Origin of the sequence: Intrasporangium sp., assembly GCF_032907665.1 — a bacterium.
In the GTDB taxonomy this organism is placed as follows: Bacteria; Actinomycetota; Actinomycetes; order Actinomycetales; family Dermatophilaceae; genus Intrasporangium.
In genome coordinates, this window is record NZ_JAJJPG010000065.1 from 1 (window position 1) to 20,670 (window position 20,670).

At 69.4% G+C, this 20,670-nt stretch carries 16 protein-coding genes and 1 tRNA gene; 4 read left to right on the forward strand and 13 right to left on the reverse strand.

The genetic code is table 11. From position 1 onward, the window contains the following. Positions 1–1,076: acyltransferase (locus tag LOY02_RS11000; RefSeq protein WP_317182403.1), on the forward strand; the 1,076-nt coding region annotated here is incomplete at its 5' end. Here LOY02_RS11000 and LOY02_RS11005 read toward each other — a convergent pair. The 5 genes from LOY02_RS11005 to LOY02_RS11025 all read right to left on the reverse strand — a co-directional run bounded on the left by LOY02_RS11005 (position 974) and on the right by LOY02_RS11025 (position 8,906). Beyond that, on the reverse strand, positions 974–5,089 hold the full coding sequence (locus tag LOY02_RS11005) for an alpha-(1->3)-arabinofuranosyltransferase family protein (protein WP_317182404.1): 4,116 nt from the start codon (positions 5,087–5,089) through the stop codon (positions 974–976). The genes LOY02_RS11000 and LOY02_RS11005 overlap by 103 nt on opposite strands. Then, on the reverse strand, positions 5,086–5,835 hold the full coding sequence (locus tag LOY02_RS11010) for a class I SAM-dependent methyltransferase (protein WP_317182405.1): 750 nt from the start codon (positions 5,833–5,835) through the stop codon (positions 5,086–5,088). Before LOY02_RS11010 ends, LOY02_RS11005 begins: the two co-directional genes overlap by 4 nt. After that, positions 5,832–6,977, reverse strand: coding sequence for a glycosyltransferase family 4 protein (locus LOY02_RS11015; RefSeq protein WP_317182406.1), 1,146 nt, complete (start codon positions 6,975–6,977; stop codon positions 5,832–5,834). The genes LOY02_RS11010 and LOY02_RS11015 overlap by 4 nt, the downstream gene beginning before the upstream one ends. 27 nt (positions 6,978–7,004) lie before the next feature. Further along, positions 7,005–7,199, reverse strand: a complete 195-nt coding sequence (locus tag LOY02_RS11020; RefSeq protein WP_317182407.1) for a hypothetical protein — start codon at positions 7,197–7,199, stop codon at positions 7,005–7,007. A 102-nt stretch (positions 7,200–7,301) separates the two neighbouring features. Beyond that, the gene (locus tag LOY02_RS11025; RefSeq protein WP_317182408.1) at positions 7,302–8,906 is read right to left on the reverse strand and encodes a hypothetical protein; all 1,605 of its coding nucleotides are present in this window, start codon (positions 8,904–8,906) and stop codon (positions 7,302–7,304) included. Between the two features lie 10 nt (positions 8,907–8,916). On the opposite strand from LOY02_RS11025, the gene LOY02_RS11030 reads away from it, so the two are divergent. Then, a complete protein-coding gene (locus LOY02_RS11030; protein ID WP_317182409.1) occupies positions 8,917–10,314 on the forward strand; it encodes an oligosaccharide flippase family protein in 1,398 nt (465 codons plus the stop codon). Here LOY02_RS11030 and polA read toward each other — a convergent pair. Beyond that, a complete protein-coding gene (gene polA, locus LOY02_RS11035) occupies positions 10,271–12,946 on the reverse strand; it encodes a DNA polymerase I (RefSeq protein WP_317182410.1) in 2,676 nt (891 codons plus the stop codon). The two genes, LOY02_RS11030 and polA, sit on opposite strands and share 44 nt — an antisense overlap. Before the next feature lie 78 nt (positions 12,947–13,024). Here polA and LOY02_RS11040 point away from each other — a divergent pair, with 78 nt between their 5' ends. Further along, complete coding sequence (locus LOY02_RS11040; RefSeq protein ID WP_317182411.1) at positions 13,025–13,444, forward strand: PaaI family thioesterase; 420 nt, start codon at positions 13,025–13,027, stop codon at positions 13,442–13,444. 6 nt (positions 13,445–13,450) lie between these two features. On the opposite strand, the gene LOY02_RS11045 is transcribed toward LOY02_RS11040, so the two are convergent. Continuing rightward, positions 13,451–14,038 (reverse strand): GNAT family N-acetyltransferase, encoded by a 588-nt coding sequence (locus LOY02_RS11045; RefSeq protein ID WP_317182412.1) that lies wholly within the window; start codon positions 14,036–14,038, stop codon positions 13,451–13,453. A gap of 292 nt (positions 14,039–14,330) precedes the next feature. Here LOY02_RS11045 and LOY02_RS11050 point away from each other — a divergent pair, with 292 nt between their 5' ends. Next, entirely contained in the window at positions 14,331–15,602 is a 1,272-nt protein-coding gene (locus LOY02_RS11050; RefSeq protein WP_317182413.1) for an ABC transporter substrate-binding protein, read from the forward strand. Between the two features lie 113 nt (positions 15,603–15,715). Here LOY02_RS11050 and LOY02_RS11055 read toward each other — a convergent pair whose 3' ends face one another. The 6 genes from LOY02_RS11055 to LOY02_RS11080 form a co-directional block, all read right to left on the reverse strand. Further along, the gene (locus LOY02_RS11055) at positions 15,716–16,453 is read right to left on the reverse strand and encodes an ABC transporter ATP-binding protein (protein WP_317182414.1); all 738 of its coding nucleotides are present in this window, start codon (positions 16,451–16,453) and stop codon (positions 15,716–15,718) included. Continuing rightward, a complete protein-coding gene (locus LOY02_RS11060) occupies positions 16,450–17,397 on the reverse strand; it encodes an ABC transporter ATP-binding protein (protein ID WP_317182415.1) in 948 nt (315 codons plus the stop codon). Before LOY02_RS11060 ends, LOY02_RS11055 begins: the two co-directional genes overlap by 4 nt. Beyond that, positions 17,387–18,376: a branched-chain amino acid ABC transporter permease gene (locus LOY02_RS11065; protein ID WP_317182416.1), complete on the reverse strand. Its 990-nt coding sequence runs from the start codon at positions 18,374–18,376 to the stop codon at positions 17,387–17,389. Before LOY02_RS11065 ends, LOY02_RS11060 begins: the two co-directional genes overlap by 11 nt. A 19-nt stretch (positions 18,377–18,395) precedes the next feature. Next, the gene (locus LOY02_RS11070) at positions 18,396–19,787 is read right to left on the reverse strand and encodes a branched-chain amino acid ABC transporter permease (RefSeq protein WP_317182417.1); all 1,392 of its coding nucleotides are present in this window, start codon (positions 19,785–19,787) and stop codon (positions 18,396–18,398) included. Positions 19,788–19,915: 128 nt separating this feature from the next. After that, positions 19,916–20,539, reverse strand: coding sequence for an ANTAR domain-containing response regulator (locus LOY02_RS11075; RefSeq protein WP_317182418.1), 624 nt, complete (start codon positions 20,537–20,539; stop codon positions 19,916–19,918). A 19-nt stretch (positions 20,540–20,558) separates the two neighbouring features. After that, positions 20,559–20,641 (reverse strand) — tRNA-Leu (locus LOY02_RS11080). Positions 20,642–20,670: the final 29 nt, after the last annotated feature.

Genomic DNA, 20,670 nt, shown 5'->3' on the forward strand with positions numbered 1-20,670 from the left:
TGCGCGGCCCCTTCGCCGGGATCCTGTCCCGTCTCGACGCAGGTGTCGCTCTCTTCTTCGTCGTCTCCGGCTTCCTGCTGTTCCGACCCCATGCCATGGCCCACCTCGAGGGCCGCAGCCGACCCGGTGCGCTGCGCTACTACCTGCGGCGGGCAGCACGCATCCTTCCCCCGCTGTGGATCGCCGTGGCCGCAGCGGCGTTGCTCATCCCAGGCGCCGGCTCGACGGCCGGCGACTACATCGCGCACGCGACGCTGACGCAGATCTACCTGGACACGCCCCTGACGCCCGGCCTGACGCAGTTCTGGAGCCTCGCCACCGAGGTGGCGTTCTACCTCCTCCTCCCGCTCATCGCCTCGCTCGCGGCGCGAGGCCGGGGGGACGCACAGTGGTGCCGGCGGGTCATCCTCGCCTGTGCTGCGGTGCCAGCACTGGGAGCCGCCTGGATGGCCTCCGCCACCGTCCTCGGCCACTCTGCAGCTCGCCTCTGGCTTCCTGGCTATGTCGGCTGGTTCGCGATCGGTATCGGCCTGGCGAGCTGGCATGCCGGCCGGACCACCGGCACCCTTCCGGCGTCCCGGTTCGACGAGCTCGCGCGGTTCCCGGGGACGGTCTGGTCCCTCTTGGCGGCGGTGTTCCTGCTGTCGACCTCCGCGGTGGCGGGTCCCCTTGACCTGTCCGAGCCGACACCCGGCCAAGCGGCCACCAAGAGCCTGCTCTACAGCGTCATCGGGCTCCTCGCAGTCGCGCCGACGGTGATGGCCATTCCCCCCGCGCGGGAGCCCGCTGCCCTCGCGCCGCTCACCGGGCGTGTGGGCGTCTGGCTCGGGCACATCTCCTACGGCGTCTTCGCCTACCACGTCGTCATCCTCGAGCTCCTCGGCGAGGCACCCGGCTTCGAACCGTTCACGGGACGCTTCATGGCCCGCTGGGCTGTGACCCTCGCAGCAACACTCGTGGTCGCTTGGCTGAGCTACCGCTTCGTCGAGCGGCCCATCATGCGTTCGGTGCGGGTCAGGCGTCGTAGAGGGCGTGACCACAGCACGGCGAGGATTGACGTCCAGACCAACGCCTGAACGACCGGGGAGTCAAGGCTCGTTCGGTGTTCCGGGAAGGGCCAGAGCACGGTCACGAGGCCTGCCATCAGGAGGGCGATGGCTCCGAGCCAGGCAGCCTGCCCCCAGCGGCGTGCGACGACGATGGCGACCACGCCGGCCGCGAGCGCGGGTGGGCCACCCGCCAGGACCGCGATCACGGTGCCCACCACGGGTGAGGCGGCCCAGAGCGCCTCCGGTTGCGCTGCCGAAGGAGCCGTGGCCCGACGCGACGTGACGACGACGACAGCCAGGACTGCCAGGACGAGCAGGCCCCCGAGGTAGAGCCCGAACTGGTAGATCCGGTTGGGCCCGAACTCGACAACCAGCGGCATTTCCGGGCCGGCGGGCATGAGGAACCCCTGTTGCCAGCCGTTGACGCGCACGGGAGTCAGCGACCCCTCGCTCGTGGTGGCGGTCCATCCTGCGTTGAAGTTCTGGGGCAGCACCAACGCCGAATCGGCGCTTCGCTCCCCCACGAACGCGGTGAGCACCGATGGCGAGGTGCGCTCGACGGTGGCAGCCACCGCTGTCCGCGCTGGCAGCGCGAGCCCCGGGGACCGCATGGACAGGCTTGACGGCGCGAACTCGGCACTGGCGCTCGCCTCGACTTCGACGAGGTCCGCCGGAGTGCTCGCGAGTCCGCCGCCACGGCACACCTGCCAGCTGAGGGGGCTGCCGGACAGGATGTCGCCGACGGTCCCGCGCACCAGGGTCTCGTACCGTCGGCCGGCGATGACGAGGTCCGGCCCGAAGCCGCAGGGCACGCCGGTCGAGGCAGACGGGGACAGGGTGGCACTCTGCTGCCCCACGATCTCCAACGAGCTGAAACCCACCGGCGCGAAGGAGTGCGCCCCTGTGGTGGAGTCGATGTTCTCCATGAGACGGACGTCGCCGAAACTGAGACGCAGTGACGACGTCCGCCTGGGTGGCAGCGTGACGAAGCCGGATGTGTCGGCGGAGGCCGTATGGGTCCTGCCGTCGTCATAGGTCACCGACACCGTGACCGGGGTGGAGGCAGGCAGCTCGAAGCTCTTCGTGATCCGCAGACCCGCGACCCGGATCTGCTTGGGAAACGACACCTCGTACCACGGTTTGGGGTCAGCAGGACTCGCGACCCAGCCGGTGGCCGGATCACCGTCGATTCCGGCGTCGGGGCGGCCTGCCGGCGCGGTGACGAGACGAGAGGACGCCGTCGCCGTCCACCCGTTCGGCAGCTCCAGGAGCTTCTCCACCGCGTCCCCGTCGAGTGGGCGGACCTCGCCCCGGACGGAGTACTCGGCGGCGCTGAGCGCGGTCCAGCTGCGTCGCCATCCGGTTTCCTCGGCCGCGAGCCCGAGAGTCGGGCTGCACGCGACGGTCCCCTCCAGGGTGAGGCACTCCGAACGACCTCGTTTGCCCTCCTCGAGGAGGACCACGTCAGGGTGGTGACGCCCGGGGATGGCAAGGGTAGGCGTCGCAGTGATCCCGGGGACCGAGACCTCCGCGATGGAGAAGCCGTTCTGGCGGCCGGACTCGACGTCCGTCAGCGTGATGCGCAACCAGGACGCCTCACCGGGCGGCGTCCGCAGTCGCACGCCTGGTCCAGCGATGACGGCGGTCACTACGGCACCCTGGTCCGTCTCGACGAGCACTGTCTGCGGTCGTGCTCCGACTGGCGAGGACGCGGACAGCACGATCCTCGTCCCGGCAACCGAGGTCGGTCCGGTGAAGTCCACCCGGAGCCACTCCCCGACTGCTTCGCCGAATCGACCACTGACCCAACGGGTCCGAGAGTCGCCGTCGAGTGCCTGTGCGGGACCGTGGCCGGGACCGATGCGAAGGGTCGCATACGCGTCCGAGGCGGAGGAGGATGCGGTGACGGACCTGACTCCCCGCCACTCGAGGACGGATGTGCTTCCCGGCACGGCGTAGTCGATCACGGCGCGTCCGGAGCGGCCCGGATCACTGGCCTCGAGAAGGCCCGACGTGTTGTGGGCCGGCTCGCCGAAGTTCACCTCTCTCCGACGGAGCCCGTCCGTGAGGACCCTCGGCTGATCGGTGATGGCGCCAGGGACGTCGACGTCCCGCAGGACGTCGACGGCGCCGATCGCGCCCACCACGGCAGGGAGGTTCTCGGGTCCACCGGTGACGACTGGCATCGCGTCGAGAGGGACCACGCGGGGTGCTCCCGGGCGCTCCGAGCGGTCAACGCCGTAGATCTCGATGGACGGTCGCTGCAGCAGGGTCCGGTAGTCCACCGTCACGGACGCGGATTCTCCGTAGGCACCGCTCATCGGGCCGAACGATGCGACGAGGTCCAGGCCGGACTCCTGGAGCGACCTCGCAATGACTCCGGGCTGGTCACCCTGAGCGTCGAGGCGGATGTCATGCCGCACGAGCACGAAGGCAACACCCGCCATCGACAGGGTGCTCTCAAGGCGTTTCACGCTCTGACCCGACGCCAGCCGATCCATGACGGAGTCAAGGAACCGTGTCGCACCGGCCGACCCGAGGGGGACGGCATCCCGGACGACGAACGGCCTCCTCGCAAGGGCCTGCAGCGGATCGTCCTTGGTCGAGCCCCAGGTGAAGTCCGCGAAGTTGGCTGATGGAGTCACCAGGACACTTCCCGGTGTCGTCTGCGCATCGAGCCAGGCCGCTGCCTGGACCCAGTGGTTCGGGATGGCGCGGTACCCCTCGGGCCGAGCCATGTTGGCCGCGATGGCCGGTGCGGCATAGGCCACGAGCACCCCCGCAACCGCAAACGCGGCCAAGGCCCGAGCTCTCGACCGCGCCCGGGCAGGACGGAACCGCCTCCGTAGCGCGATGAATGCCCGCTCCAGGGCGAAGCCGACACCGACGATGATCGGGATCCGCACGACGAGCTCGAACTTGTGCGTGTTGCGGAACGGCGCGAGAGTCCCGTCGAGCAGGGCCTGCGACGACGACGCCCACGGCCAGGTCCAGCCGCCGGTGTGGCCGAAGGTGACGAGAGCCAGGCCCACGAGGGTGCCCAGGACGAGGTAGCCTCGTGCGCCCCGAGCACCTGTCATCCCCAACAGGCCGATGGCAACCACGAGGACCGTGGAGATCGCTATCGCCGGCACCGTGATCTGGAGCCAGGCAGCGGGCCATGAGGGCCCGGTGTCGGTGCGGAGGAAGCCGAGCCACGCAGACGTGCCGCGGATCGCCTCGAACGCGCTCGCTGTGCTGGTCGTGACCGAGGCGTTCTCTATCCAGGAGAGGAATGGCGGACTGAATCGCCCCAGCACGACGAGCGGGATGATCCACCAGATCGACACGGCAACGATCCCGATGGCCCAGGCAAGGCTCAACCGTACGTGCGGCCAGTTCCACCGGCGCGTCAACAGCCAGAGCGCGGGCAGGACCAGGGTGGCCAAGGTGGCTGCGGCATTCACCGCTCCGACCACAAAGAACGCCAGCGCGGACCGGCTGGCCCGCCAGCCCATGGATCGGTCGGTGATCAGCAGCGGCAGGAGCACCCACGGGGCGACCGCGAGCGGCCACACCTCGACCGAGGTGACGGCCACCTCGGCGACCAGCCTGGGCGATGCGGCGAAGGCGATCGCGCTGATGAGTCGCGCCCAAGGACTGGTGACCCCGAAAGCCTTGGTCAGCAACCACATTCCCACCAGCGCGACTGCGAAGACGGCGGTCCACCAGAGTCGCTGCACGACCCACGCCGGCATGCCCAGCGACGACAAGGCAAGGTGGAACGGGCCTACGGGGAAGAGGTATCCGTAGGCCTGGTTCTGCAGTTGCCCGAAGGCCCCCTGCGGATCCCACAGATGCAAGGCCCGGGCCAGGAATCCCGCTGGGTCGGCCGTGAGGTCCACCTTGGTGTCCGGCACGACAAGCCCGGTGGACTGGCGAAATGCGAGCGCAGCGAAGGCAACGACGGCGGCAAGCAGTCGGAGTCGCCACACGAGCGCCCCGCCTGCCACCCGCCCTGTCGCCCCCGGGGTGTGCGTGTCCGCCAGGTCACCGCTCATGGCTTCCGCAGGACGATGACGGCATTCCACGATACGACCTCGCGCAGTGCGGGCACCCGAACGACCCACGTGGCCCAGCGCGGGTGGTATCGCGGCAGGACCTCGACGACCTCGACCCTGCCCTCCGCACGAGCCTGGCGCACCCAGGCGAGCATCCGCCCGACGGAGCACGCGAAGAGGGTCCGGCCGAAGTCGTTCTTCGGTCGGTGGCCGTGGGTCCTGGCGTAGCGGTCGGCGGCGCGGCGGCCACCGAGGTAGTGCCAGGGGGAGGTCTCGTGCCCGCCCCAGGGCGAGAGCCACGGGGTCCAGGAGAGGACGACGGTCCCTCCCGGTCGGGTGACGCGCACCATCTCCTCAGCCATCGTCTCCGGTGCAGGCACGTGCTCGAGGACATTGCTCGAGTAGGCGAGGTCAACCGAGCCCGTCGCTAGCGGCAGCTCGAGACCGGAGGCACGCACGGTGTTGACCTGCACTCCCCCCCGCGCGGTGAGTTCACCGACATCAGGATCCAGTCCCGCGTAGCGCGCCCCTGCGGCAGCGAAGGCATCGGCGAAGTATCCAGGTCCGCCGCCGACGTCGACCACGGTGGCGCCGTCGAGGTTCATCCACCGACCGAGCTCACGAAGCGAGTCCTCGGCCAGCATGGAGTAGAAGAAGTCGGGATCGCTCTGCTCGACGCGAAAGGCCTGGAACAGCTGGACCGAGCGCCGAAGTGAGCCTGCTGGTGCGAGCAGGTGCTCGGTCACGCCGTGGCCTCCTCCTCGTCGACACGCTGGAGGTCGCTGACGCCCAGCGCGTGCTCCTCCAAGAGGCGCTCCCACTCGTCCACCGCCGCCATCCAGGAGTACCGGCCCGACAGAGCCTTGGCGCGGCGGCCGAGCCCCTCCCGCTCGGCCTGCTCCGTGAGCAACCGGTCCGCCACGCGAGCCATCTCTGCGACGTCCCTGACGAGGACGCCCGTCACACCGTCGACGATCGACTCGGACAGGCCGCCTGCTCCGTGGTGAGCGATGGTCGGCACGCCGTGGGAGGCGGCCTCGACCACGTTGAGCCCCCACCCCTCCTTGGCGCTCGGGGCCAGCGCCAACCAGGCTCGCGAGAGCTCCCGATGCTTCGTCGCCTCGTCCACATAACCCAGCAGGTGCACGCGGTCGGCCACTCCGACAGCCGCAGCATGCCGCTCGATCTCGTGCCGCCACCACCCGTCGCCGATGATGCGCAGCTCGAGATCCGGGTGGGCCGAGCGCAATCTCGCGAGGACGTCGATCGCGAGCTCGACGCGCTTGTGGGGCACGAGGCGGCCGAGTACGACGATCGTCGGGTGCTCTGACCTGGGCACGCGGCTCTCGAGGGGCCGGTCGGCACCGTTGTGGATGACCTGCATCCGCTCAGGGTCGCGGCCCAGTTCGACGAGCTCCTCCCGACTCCGATCCGAGACGGTGACGCAATGAACACGGCGATAGACGAGCGGGGCCACTCGAGACTCGAGCCACCACCCGATCCTGGACATGACGGGCCCGAAGACGACCGGCCACTGCTCGCGGTGCACGTGGTGGACCAGCGAGATGGCCGGCGTCCTGGACACGAGTGGGACCCAGAAGGGCACGCCGTTCTGCGTGTCGATGATGACGTCGAAACGTCCGGCGCGGAAGGCCTCCCGGCGTAGCGCCACGAGGCTCGAGGGATAGACCCCCACTCTGCCCCCTGCGCGAACGATCCGGTAACCGTCGACGTGATCGAGCGCGGGTGCGCCATCGTGGGCCGCGCAGAAGAAGACGACGTCATGGCCCCGACTCGCCAGTCCTGCACAGATGGTCTGCGCGTAGCGCTCTGCCCCACCCCCTTCGGGATGGCTGAGATCGCGCCAGTTGAGAAAGGCTATGCGCACGTGTGCGGTGTCTCAGGGTGCGGCGCGTCAGCCGCCGTAGTTGATGAGCCGCTCGGGACCAACGAGCTCGGCTGGGCCGGTCTCGACCGCAACGCTGTCATCCGGCGCGCTCGACGACACCACCGCGCTGATCGCCGCTGCTGCAATGCCGGCGCCGGCGAACAGGGCCACAGCGGCGATGAGGAAAGCAGACAGGCGACCTCGTAGGGGCTGATTCGACACTGAAATTCCTCTCAGCACGCCACCATGACGCGACTTACTCGTGAGTATCGTAGCGGCGTCGGGTGAGAAGGCAAGCAGCGACGGCCGGCCGTTAGGAACCCGTCAGGTCACGGACCACACCCGCAGGCTCGTGCCGTTGAAGATCAAGCGCAGCTGTTGGGTATCCAGGAGCGGGCCGGGGGTGCCCAGCCACTCGACCACCACGTCGATGCCGAGCTCGCGCAGTGCCGTGACGTCCACGCGACCCTCCGTCCACTCTGCACGTGCTGCCGGATCGGACGCTCCCACCCGGTACGTCTCCTCGTGTCGCTGCACGGTGAGGTCAGCTGCCGTGACCACCTCTCCCCGAAGAGCGAGCGGCAACGGGTCGAGAAAGGGGCGATTGTCGTTCCATGCGACCTGTCGCAGTGGCTGCCAGGGCAGGACGAGAGCGGCGGACTCCCCGACCGCCTCCACGGCATGTTGCCAGTCAGGTGGGAAGCCGACCGGACGGTAGGCGGCGTGCAGGCGTGCCGGCATGTCAGGGGCGGCCAGGATGGCCGTGGCGGCAACAACGCACGCCAGACCCACCGCAACTGCGGCCTGGGCCCTCTTGAACGTCGGCCCGCCCCCCGGGTCCCCAGACGCACGGGAGAGCAACTCCCGAGCGCGTGCTACGACCAGGGCGGTGCCCAGCGGCACGAGGAGCGCGAGCGCGAAGGCGGAGACCGCCAGGAGGCGGTGAGTGTCCCGGAACAGCGCGACGCCGGGGACCGACTGCGCCGCAGTGAAGGCCGGCAGACCTACGGGGCTGGCGAGGAACACCGCGACCGCTGGCGGGGCCACCAAGGACAGGGCCAGCAGACCACGCCGTGGGGTGTCCGGCCGCGCCAGCCCGAGACCGGCCAGCATGAGGAGGAGCACCATCGCGCCCAGCGTCAGCAGGGTCTCACGGGACTCGAGACGAGCGGCCGAAGCCCACACCCCACCGCCCGTGAGCACGTCGAGCAGCCCGGCCGGCCCGTCCACCTCGATCCGGAACGCGGCAGCCCCCTGACTCACGCCGGCATCGGCCCGGCCGCCCACGGCAGGCACCAGCCACGGCAGGCACCAGAGCACTCCGAGGGCAGCGACCGTCAGGACCTCCGCCACTCTCCGTCGGGCCAGCCAAGTGAGCAGGACCGCTGCCGCCGCCGCTGTCACACCCCCCGATGGTGTCAGGGCAGCGGGAAGGGCGGAGAACGTGACGGCGAACACCCGGACCCGCGGGCTCCGACTGACCTGACTGGCGAGCACCAGCCACGGGAGCGCCGACCACGCGAGCAGGGTCGGTGCCTGACCGAGGAGCAGTCGCTCAGCGGCGAACGGTGACCACGTGGCCATCAAGGCACCCAGAGCGGCAACCAGCACCCCCCGTCGCCGAAGCAGAAGTGCCACTCCCGCACCGGCGAGCCAGAGTGACCCGACGAGGATCGCCTTCTGTTGCAGCCAGGTCGGGACGAGAGGGTCGAGCAGCGCCATCACGGCGTTCAGCGGCACTGCTCGAGGTGCCGAGTCGTCGAACCCCCACGTCCGTGCGTCCAGCACGGGATCCGGGACCGTGATGAAGTCGCGATACAGCAGGTAGCCGCCGCCGAGGGCCGGCCACACCATGACCAAGGTCACGAGCGCTGATACCGCAATCCCCACGACTCCCGCCGCCGCTACGGGCCGGCGGGCTGGCATCATGCTCGGCACTATGGCACAACGCATGGCCCACGACGCGCCCGCAGCGAATCGCTACGCGAGGTCCGGCGCGGCCCTGCTCGTCGGCACGCTTGCGTCGAACGCCCTCAGCTACCTGTTCTTCGTCGTCCTCAGTCGGGTGCTGACCTCGGCCGATCTCGGGGGGGTCGGAGCGATGGTCAATCTCAGCGTCATCGCCAGCGTCCCCGCGCTCGGAATGCAGCTGGTCGCTGCCCGTCTCGTGGCGAGACGTCGGGGCGACGAGGCTCGTTCCCGCGAGCTGGAGCGCCGGATGCTCGAGGCTTCCCTCCTCCTCGGCGTGGTGCTCGCCCTGGTCGTGTCAGCCATCTCCCCGGTGCTCGCGCCAACGCTCGAGGTCACCGTCCTCACCGTTGTCCTTCTCGCGGCGGCCCTCGTGCCCCTCACCGTGCTGCACGGTGCCCAAGGCCTGCTCCAGGGTCGCGAACGGTTCGCGGCCCTGGCGCTGGTCCTGACCCTTGCCGGTCTGGGCAAGGTGCTTGCGGCGTTCCTTGCTGGGACGCACATGGGCGGCATCACCCCGGTTGCCACCGTCATCCTGCTCTACGGCCTGGCCCTCGTAGTCGTGGCGGCCCTCGGCGCCCTGCTCGTGCGACGTGCGCCTCGCAGGACGACACCATCAGATGGCTCGCCCTCGACGAGGCCCCGCCCACGAGGGGGAACGGGGCGCCTGGTGCGGCTCGTCGCAGCCGCCGTCGTCCCCACCTCGGGACTCCTCTTCCTCGCCAGCGTCGACGTGCTGCTGGCCCGGCACCACCTGTCGCCCGCCGAGTCCGGCCAGTACACGGTGGGAGCCCTCTTCGAGAAGGCCGCCTTCTGGGGGATGAGCTTTCTCGCCACCCTCTTCTACCCGGCGATGGTCGATGCCCCGCGACGCAGGGCCGCCCTCCTCCGGGCACTGGCCCTCGTCAGTGGGCTCGGCGCAGCGGGGGTCGCGATGACGGTCGTCCTGGGAGAGCCCCTGCTCCAGGTCGTCGGTGGGCCGCAGTTCACGGTCATCGCCCCCGACCTCTGGCGGTTCACCGCCTTCGGTGTGGCGCTGTCACTCGTCCAGATCCTCGCGTATGCCGGGGTTGCGGCCGCAACGGTGCGCATGGGTCTGGCCATGTGGCTGGTGAGCGGCCTCGCGGTCGCCTGGGTCTCGCTGGCCGGTCGCACCACAGTCGACATCGTCACGATCCTGCTGGCCTGCGCAGTGGTGCTCGTCCTGGCCGGCTTGGCCATCGAACGGGAGACCCTCCGCGGAGCACCCGACACGCCGGAAGCGCCGGACATGCCGGACACTCCGGGCACTCCCGGCACTCCCGACAGGGACGGCGCCCCCCAGCTCAGTGCGCCGCGTCGTGCCAGGAGCGGCCGACCCCGATGTTGACGTCGAGCGGCACGTCCATCTCGACCGCGCCGCCCATGCGCTCGCGCACGATCCGCTCCACGTCGGCCTCCTCGCCGGGGGCGACCTCGAGGACGAGCTCGTCGTGCACCTGCAGCAGGATGCGCGACCTCGCGCCGGCCTCGGTCAGGGCCCGGTCGACTCCGATCATGGCGACCTTCATGATGTCGGCGGCCGATCCCTGGATCGGTGCGTTGAGGGCCATCCGCTCGGCCATCTCCCGCCGCTGCCGGTTGTCCGACGTGAGGTCCGGGAGGTACCGACGGCGGCCGAACATCGTCGCGGTGAAGCCGGTGCCTCGTGCCTCGGCGACCACCTCGTCGAGGTAGGCGCGCACTCCCCCGAACCGCGCGAAGTACCCGTCCATGAGGCCCTTGGCCTCCTCGGTGCTGATCGTCAGCTGCTTGGACAGGCCGTACGCCGACAGGCCGTAGGCGAGGCCGTAGGACATCGCCTTGACCTTCGAGCGCATCTCCGCGGTCACCTCGGACGGCTCGACCCCGAAGACCTGCGACCCGACGAAGCGGTGCAGGTCCTCGCCCGACCGGAAGGCCTCGATGAGTCCGGCGTCCCCGGACAGGTGCGCCATCACCCGCATCTCGATCTGGGAGTAGTCGGCCGACATGAGCGACTCGAAGCCCTCACCGACGACGAACAGCTCGCGGATCCGGCGGCCCTCCTCCGTCCGGATCGGCACGTTCTGGAGGTTCGGCTCGGTCGACGAGAGCCGGCCGGTGGCGGCGATGGTCTGCAGGTAGGTCGTGTGGATCCGGCCGTCGTCGCTGACCGACTTCTGGAGTCCCTCGACGGTGACCCGCAGCCTTGCCGCGTCGCGGTGCCGCAGCAGGGCTTCGAGGAAGGGGTGCTCCGTCTTGGCGTAGAGCTCGGCGAGGGCGTCGGCGTCGGTCGTGTAGCCGGTCTTCGTCTTCTTCGTCTTCGGCATGCCCAGGGTCTCGAAGAGGACGACCTGCAGCTGCTTGGGCGAGCCGAGGTTGATCTGGTCGCCCCCGATCGCGTCCCAGCAGTCCTGCTGAGCCGCGGCGACCTTGGCTGCGAACGCCTGCTCGAGGGTGTCCAGCCCGGCGACGTCCACCGCGATCCCCGTGCGCTCCATCCTCGCGAGCACGTCGATGAGCGGCAGCTCGACCTCGGCGAGCAGCTCGGCACCGCCGGTGGCGGCGACCTGCTCGTCGAGGACTGTTGCCAGGTCACGCACCGCGGTGGCGCGGACCATCTCCAGGGTCGCGGCCTTCTCGTCGGCGTCGCCGGTGAAGTCGAGCATGCCCTGCCCGTGCGGATCCGTGGTCGCGCTCAGCTCGCGCCTGAGGTTGCGCAGCACGAGGTCGTCGAGGTGGTAGGTGCGCTGGTCGGGCTTGACGAGGTAGGCGGCGAGCTGGGTGTCGCTGGTGAGCCCACGCAGACTCCAGCCACGCGCCGCGAGCGCCTCGATCGGGCCCTTGGCGTCGTGCATCGCCTTGGGCCGCTTCTCGTCCTCCAACCAGGCCCCGAGCGCCTCCTCGCCGCTGGGGTCGAGGGTGGTCAGGTCGATCCACGCCGCAGCATCGTCCGGTGCGGCAATGGCCAGGGCGACCGCGTCACCGGTGCCCCGTGCCCACGTGCCCGTGACGGCCACGCCGGCGCGCTCGTCGGTGGCCAGGTGCTCGGCAATCCAGGCCGGAACGTCTGCGCTCGCGAGCATGGAGCCGTCGATGTCGAAGCCCTCGTCGGCCTCGGGCTCGGCCGCATCGACGGTCGCGAAGAGCCGGTCCCGGAGGACGCGGAACTCGAGCCGGTCGAAGACGGTGTGGACCTCGTCGCGGTTCCACTGGGCGCGGGCGAGGTCGGCGATGGTGACTCCGACCGGGGCGTCCTTGACGAGCTGGTTGAGCCGGCGGTTGCGCAGCACCTGGTCGAGGTGCTCGCGCAGGGCCTCACCGGCCTTGCCCTTGACCTGGTCGATGCCGGCGACGATGCCGTCGAGGTCGCCGAACTGGAGGATCCACTTCGCGGCCGTCTTGGGCCCGACTCCGGGCACCCCCGGCAGGTTGTCCGAGGTCTCCCCGACCATCGCCGCGAGGTCGCTGTAACGGGCGGGTGGCACACCGTACTTCGCCTCGACCGCCGCCGGGTCCATGCGCGACACCTCGGAGACCCCGCGCACGGGGTAGAGCACCTTGACCCGGTCGCTGACGAGCTGGAAGGTGTCGCGGTCGCCCGAGCAGATGACGACCTCCAGGCCCTCCGCCTCCGCCTGCGTCGCGAGCGTCGCGATGATGTCGTCGGCCTCGTAGCCCGGGAGCTCGACGTAGGGGATCCGGAGGGCGTCGAGCACCTCGTGGAGCAACGGCAGCTGGCCCTGGAACTCGTCAGGGGTCCGAGCGCGGCCGGCCTTGTAGTCGGCGTACTCCTCCGTGCGGAACGTCTGCCGGGACAGGTCGAAGGCCACGGCGACGTGCGTCGGCTCCTCGTCGCGCAGCATGTTGATGAGCATCGACGTGAACCCGTAGACGGCATTGGTGTGCTGCCCCGTCGTCGTCGAGAAGTTCTCGGCCGGCAGCGCGAAGAACGCGCGGTAGGCAAGCGAATGACCGTCGAGGAGGAGTAGTCGGCTCACCCCGCAGAGCCTAGTGTCCCGGGGCGACAGCGGGGGGCGGTGTCCCGACGGGCCAGCCCAGCGGCATACGATCCCATCATGTCTGATGCGACCGACCTCGAGACGATCCGTGCAGTGGGCGGGGGGGCGCTCGGCAAGCGGATGGGGATCGAGATCATCGAGGCGAGCCCCGAGCGCCTCGTGGGGACGATGCCCGTGGAGGGCAACACGCAGCCCTACGGGCTGCTCCACGGCGGTGCCAGCGTCGTGCTCGCCGAGACGCTCGGCTCCTGGGGTGCGGCCATGCTGGCAGGGCCCGAGCGCGTCGCCGTCGGTCTCGACATCAACGCAACGCACCACCGGGCGGCCCGAGCAGGCGTCGTGACCGGCACGGCCACGCTGCTCAGCGGTGGCCGCTCGGTAGCCAGCTACGAGGTCGCCGTCACGGACGAGGACGGGCAGCGGGTCTGCACGGCCCGCATCACCTGCCTGCTGCGCGACCGAGCCCCCGGCGCCTGAGGCGCCTCAGCTCACCACGCGGGGAGGCGGGGCCGCAGCCGCACGCGCTCGCACGTCACGCCGCCGCTGGAGCACCTTGTCCAGTGAGTACCGCTGCGAGCGCGGCTCGCCGCTGAGCTTGCGCTGCAAGGTTGCCGAGGACGTCACGCGCCGCACCGTCTCGGGCGCGAAGCCCAGCCGGGCGAAGAAGCGGTTGGCCTCTCGGTCCTGGGCGGGGACGGCGCTGACGAGGTGCTCGCAGCCGTGCCGGTCGGCGTAGCGCGAGGCCGCAGCAAGCAAGGCCTTGCCGACGCCCTGCCGCCGGAAGTCCACGTGGACGTAGAGCATGTCGATCGACACGCTCGGTGCGGCCACGAGCAGACTCCGGGTGGTGTCAGCGATCACGACGTATCCCGCGGGACGCTGGTCCACGAAGGCGATGAAGGCCGTGACGTCCTTCCGCCCCAGGGCGTTGCGCAGCGTGCCGTCGGCCGCGAGCCGTCCCGCGGCCTCGGGTGTCGTGCCGGACTCGATGCGATGGGTGATCCAGAGCTCGATGAACTGGGCCTGTAGACCCGCATCGACCCGCTGGACGGTGACCAGCGAACGACTCATACGTCCCTCCACGTCCGGTGCACGGAAGTCACCCGCCTGACCTTACGGCCCCGGGCCCAAGGACGGAAGTCCGGCTTCCCCACCGCAGGGCCGGTCACCGCCGTGCAGCCCGGGAGCCGGCCGGGACGACTGCCCAGCCGCACCCCCGACGCCGACCCGATCGCACGGGTTGACGGCGCCGGGCTCAAGTCACAGTCTGGTCTCGGACTGACCTGCCGTAGGCCGTCCGGACTAGGGTTTGCGATACACGCGGACGCAGACCACCTGCGCCCGGACACTCGCTGGAGGAAGAATGCGTCTTAAGGCCATGAGGGTCGCGGCAACAGTCACGGCCGTCACCCTGCTCGCCGCCGCGTGTGGCGGCACAGAGAGTCCCGAGCCGGGGTCAACCGGCACCGGTGGTGCGCCAGCCGCAGCGGAACCGCTGAAGTTCGGCTACGTGCTGCCCGAGACCGGGAGCCTCGCGTACCTCGGGCCGCCCCAGATCAGCGCCATGAAGTTCGCGATCGACGGGATCAACCAGGCCGGCGGCGTCCTCGGAAACGAGCTCCCCGAGCCGGTCGGTGGCGACGAGGCCGACGACCAGGCCATCGCCAACCAGTCCGCCGATCGGGTGCTCTCTAGTGGCGTCAACGCCATCATCGGTGCAGCTGCTTCAGGGATGTCGCTCGCCATCATCGACAAGATCACCGGCGCCAACGTCGCACAGTGCTCCGGGTCCAACACGGCCCCGACGTTCACCGACTACCAGGACAACGGGCTGTACTTCCGCACCGCGCCCTCGGACGCGCTGCAGGGTCCGGTTCTCGCCGACGAGATCGTCGCCGACGGGCACAGCAACGTCGCGATCACGGCCCGAGCCGACGACTACGGCAAGGGCCTCGCGGACGCGACGGCTGCCGCCCTCGAGAACGCCGGCGCCAGCGTCGTCCTCAACGAGACCTATGACCCGAAGGCCACGGACTTCAACGCAGCGGTCCAGAACATCGTCACGAAGAAGCCCGACGCCGTGGTCATCATCGGCTTCGAAGAGGGCAAGCAGATCATCCAGGGCCTCATCGAGGCCGGCCTGACGCCGGAGCAGGTCGGGATGTACGGCGCGGACGGCCTGCGCAACAGCGATCTCGCCAAGCTCGTCAGCCCCAACGACCCGGCCAAGCTGGCGGGCTTCAAGGGCACCGCCCCGGCCTCCGCCGACAACCCCGACTTCGTCGCGGACCTCAAGGCGTTCGACTCGGCGCTCCAGGAGCTCCAGTTCGCCCCGCAGATCTTCGACTGCGTCAACATCATCGCGCTCGCTGCGGAGCAGGCGAAGTCGACCAACGCGGAGGACTTCAAGGGCGTCCTGAACGGCGTCACCAAGGACGGCGAGAAGTGCACGACGTTCGCCGACTGCAAGAAGCTCATCGACGAGGGCAAGGACATCGACTACGACGGTGCCAGCGGACCGCTCGACTTCACCGACGCCGGTGAGCCGGGCAAGGCGACCATCGAGGTCTACGAGTTCGACGACGCCGGCGCGCTCCAGAGCGTCAAGACCGTCGAGTCGAACCCAACCTCGTGACACGGTGAACCGTCAGTCTCGATGAGCTGAGCGGCGCTCGTAGCAAGGGCCCGACCCCCGGCGGGGTCGGGCCCTTGCTGTGTCGACCGGCCGAGGGCAGCGGCCCCCCAGGGCTAGCCGATGCGGGCAAGCGTGCCGAGGTAGAGCTCGACGACCTTCGGGTCCTCCATGAGCTGGCGTCCCGTGCCCGTGTAGGCGTCCTTGCCCTGGTCCAGGACATACGCGCGGTCGCTGATCTCGAGGCAGCTGTTGGCGTTCTGCTCGACCATGAGGATGGAGACGCCCGCAGCATTGATCTTCTTGACGGCCTCGAAGACGCTGTCCTGCATGAGGGGTGAGAGACCCGCGGAGGGCTCGTCGAGGAAGAGAACATCGGGATTCGTCATGAGAGCGCGGCCCATGGCCACGACCTGACGCTCGCCCCCCGACAACGATCCGCAACGCTGGTTGCTGCGCTCGCTCAGGAGCGGAAACAGCTCGGACACCGCCTTGAACCGCTCTGGGTACTCCTTGGGCCGCAGGAAGATCCCCATCTGGAGCGTCTCCTCGATCGTCAAGGACGGGAAGACGTTGTCGTTCTGGGGGACGTAGCCGAGCCCCTTGGCCACGAGGGTGTGTGCCCTCGCACCGGTGATCTCGTCGTCGCGTAGGTAGACCTGGCCGCTCCGGATCGGCACGAGGCCGAACATCGCCTTGATGAGCGTCGACTTCCCGGCGCCGTTGGGGCCGATGATCCCGACGAGCTCGCCGGCATCGACGTGCACGCTGCATCCGTTGAGGACGTTGACCTCCGGGATGTAGCCCGCGACGAGTTCTTTTGACTCCAGCAGCGGCCGTGATTCGGTGGTCATCCACCGTCCTCCTTCGTCTCCAGGGCCCGACGTCTCCCGAGATAGGCTTCGATGACCTTGTCGTCGGTGCGAATGTCATCGGGCCGGCCCTCGGCGATGACCGCGCCCTCGGCGAACACGATGATCCAGTCGCTGATGCTCATGATGACGTCCATGTCATGCTCGACGAGGATGATCGTCATGCCTTCGTCGCGCAGAAGCTCGATGTGCCCGAGAAGGGACTGGGTCAGGGCGGGGTTCACTCCGGCCATGGGCTCGTCGAGCATGATCATCGATGGGTCGACCATCATGGCGCGCGCCATCTCGAGCAGCTTGCGCTGGCCACCGGACATGGTCCCGGCGAACTCGTCGCGCATGTGACCGAGCCGGAACCTGTCGAGGAGGGCATCTGCCTTGGCCCCGATGGCCTTCTCCTGCCCCTTCCACAGCCAGCGCAGGGGCGAAGAGAGCATGCGCTCGCCACGCTGGTCGGCGGCGCCGAGCATGACGTTCTCCCGCGTGGTGAGGCGGTTCAGCGCCTTGGTGAGCTGGAACGTGCGGACCATCCCGAGCCGCGCGATCTGGTACGCCGGCTTGCCGCTGATGTCGGTGCCGTCGAAGCTCCACTGCCCGGTGTCCGGCTTGTCGAACCCGCTGACGAGGTTGAAGAACGTCGACTTGCCGGCTCCGTTGGGGCCGATGAGGGCGGTGATCGTGCCCCGCTGGATCTCGAGGTGGTCGACCCGAACCGCACGCACGCCGCCGAACGACTTCGTCACGTCGTGAGCGACGAGAATCGGGTCCGGCTTGGGCACGCCGGGCTCGGAGGCGACGGCGGACAGCGCAGCAGCGGCCCGCAGGGCGCCCTCCGAACGGCCGGCGGGCCGGTCGGCGGCGACGATCTCCTCGCGGCCATCGACGACCTCGGGATGGGTCACCTCATCGGACATCGAGTCACCGGACATCGAGACGCAGCTCCTTGGGGTCACCGAGAATCCCGGCGGGCCGATAGATCATGAGCACGAGCAGGCCGAGGCCGACGAAGACGAATCTCAGGGCGCCGACGTCGGGACCGGTGATGAGTTCTGGCGAGATGACGCCGGAGGCGGTCGCGTTGCGCAGGAACGAGTCGAGGAAGGTGGCGAGGAACCAGAAGATGATCGAGCCGAGGATCGGGCCGAGAATCCGGCTGGCACCGCCGAGGATCATGATCGCCCAGAGGTAGAACGTGACAGCCGGGTTGAAATTGTCGGGGTTGACCGACTGGTTCGCGATGGCGATGAGCGCCCCGGCGAGCCCACCGATGACCCCGCCCAGGACCAACGACTGCATCTTGTAGGCGTAGACGTTCTTGCCGAGGCTGCGAGCCGCCAGCTCGTCCTCGCGCACCGCCCGCAGCACGCGACCCCATGGGCTGTGCACGAGCAGGTAGACGAGCAACGACGCGAGGATGACCAGGCCCCAGCCGACCGTCATCACCCAGAGGTTTCGGGCCGAGAAGAAGATGGGCCCCAGGGAGAGGTTGTCGGTATAGGGGTTCAGCGCGAAGAACTCCTGGGCGAACTGCCGCAACCCGTAGACCCCTCCGGTGAGGGGTGCAGCCCAGTCGGAACGGTAGAAGTAGCGCAGCACTTCGGCGCCCGCGATCGTCGCGATGGCGAGGTAGTCGCCTCGGAGTCGAAGCGTCGGGATCCCGAGGATGAGGGCCAGCACGATCGCGCTGGCGATGCCGATGAGGATGCCGACCCACAGGCTGAGTCCCCACGACGAGACACTGACGGCGACGCCATAGGCGCCGACGAGCATGAAGCCGACGTGGCCGAAGTTGAGCAGGCCCGTGAAGCCGAAGTGCAGGTTGAGGCCGACGGCGGCGAGGGCATAGATGGCCGCCTCCGGGCCGAGGCCGCCGCGGAGGGCGTTGGACAGGATCTCCGAGAAGTTCATGGTCAGTTCTCCCTGCGCCTCAGCCGGCGCGTTCCGCTCGCCCGAGGATGCCCTGAGGCCTCACGAGCAGCACGACGATGAGCGCGAGCAGTGCCCAGGCGTTCTGCAGCGACGGCGGGAACCAGAGGTTCGACAGCTGGGACACGAGACCGACGATGATGCTGCCGACCATCGCTCCGTAGGCGCTGCCGAGCCCGCCGAGGATGACCCCCGCGAACATCAGGAGCAGCAGGTTGAAGCCCATGTCCCAGTAGACGGCCCCTTGGGCGACGCCGTAGAAGACTCCCCCGAGCGCTGCGAGTGCTCCACCGATCACCCAGATCGTGAGGATGACCCGGTCCACGTCGATGCCCGACGACTCCGCGAGGTCCTTGTTGTCGGCGACGGCGCGGGCGGCCTTGCCCATGCGCGTCCGCTGCAGGAGCAGTGCGACGAGAACGAGGATGGCGAAGGAGGCGAGGGTGACGATGAGGTCCCGGGGCGTGATGGCGATCGGTCCGAGACGCATGGCGGGCTGCAGCGCGTAGTCGGAGTACTTCTCCCGGCGACCGGAGAAGACGACGAGGATGAGGTAGCGCAGCACGAGGGACAACCCGATCGAGATGATGAACATCTGGATCAGGCCGGTCCCCCGCCGCCGCATCGGTCGCCAGAGGCCGCGGTCGAGCCCGCCGGCGAGGAGTCCACCGGCGATGACGGCGGCGATCCCGCCGACGATGAGGGGCAGGCTCCCCGGTCGGGTGCTCACCCAGAACGCGACGACGGCGCCGACGGTGACGATCTCCCCGTGGGCGAAGTTGATCAGCTTGGTCGTGCCGAAGATGAGGGAGAGTCCGACCGCGGTGATGGCGATGATCGCGCCCAGCTTGAGCCCTTCGACGACGAGCTGGAGGAACCGGTTGGTGCCCCCCTCCGCCGTGCCCGGATCATCGGCTGCCGGGGGGCTGGGCGGCTGGGTCGCCCCGGGCGCGGCGGGGGTGGCCCCGGGCCGCTCCTGCTGGGGTTGGCTCGCGGGGATGATGGGGAAGATCACGGTGCGGTGCTGTTGCGGTCGCACGATGACTCCGGCGAGGTTCTCTCCCCCGCGGTCCCGGGTCTGCACTCCGTCGGGGAGCGTCGCGGTGTCGAGCACGACGTCGTAGGTCCCCGGGGCCGGCAGTGGAACCTCCCAGCCCCCGTCAGCGTCGGTGGTCGCGGAGCCGACCTCCGTGCCGTCCTGCTCCACCGAGATCGCCACCCCGGCGACGGGGTCGCCGCCCGGCCCGCGCAGCGTGCCCCTGAGGCTCTCTTCGCCGTCCTGGGTGACGGCCACAGGGGGTCCTTGCGGTGCGGGCGGGGGCCCGACCATGGCTGCGCTGGCTGCCCCTGCCGTGGTGAGGCAGAACAGGATCGCCGCAGCAATGATTGCCATCCGGCGTCGTCGCACGACGTCCTCCTTTTGATGTGCTGCACCGGATTGAACCACAGCGTGGGTCCAAGTGCGCAGGTCCACGAGGCAAGTCGCCCCGAAGTTGTGATCCAGCGTGCTGGGCCCGCAGGTCAGGCCGTCGGGAAGCCGTTGATGACGGCCTCCGCGACTTCCTTCATCCCGAGCCTGCGGTCCATGGCCGTCTTCTGGATCCACCGGAACGCATCGGCCTCGCTCAGCTTGAGCTGGGCCATCAGGACGCCCTTGGCACGGTCGACGAGCTTGCGCGTCTCGAGCCGCTCTCCCAGGTCGGCCACCTCGGCCTCGAGCGCGGTGAGCTCGAGCCAGCGCGAGTGGGCGATGTCGATGGCGGGCCTGAGGTCGTCGGCCGTGAACGGCTTGACGATGTAGGCCATCACCCCGGCGTCCCTGGCTCGCTCCACGAGCTCGGTCTGGCTGAAGGCGGTGAGCATGATGACCGGGCACACCTTGGCCTCGTGGAGCTGCTCGGCAGCGGAGAGCCCGTCGAGGACCGGCATCTTGACGTCCATGATGACGAGGTCGGGCCGCAACTCCTTGGCCAGCTCGACCGCCTGCTCGCCGTTGCTCGCCTGGCCGACGACGTCGTAACCCTGCTCACGGAGCATCTCGACGAGGTCGAGGCGGATGATGGCCTCGTCCTCGGCGACGAGGATGCGGGTCGCCCCGTCGTCCCCCGGTCGGTCCTGCCCTGTCTCGCGCTGGTCTGTGCTCACGGGTCAAACCCTATCGGTGTGCCGGGAGCGGGACTCGAACCCGCACGGCCTCGCGGCCAAAGCATTTTGAGTGCTCCGTGTCTGCCATTCCACCACCCCGGCCGAGGTGCCGGGCAAGCATACCCGCGGGC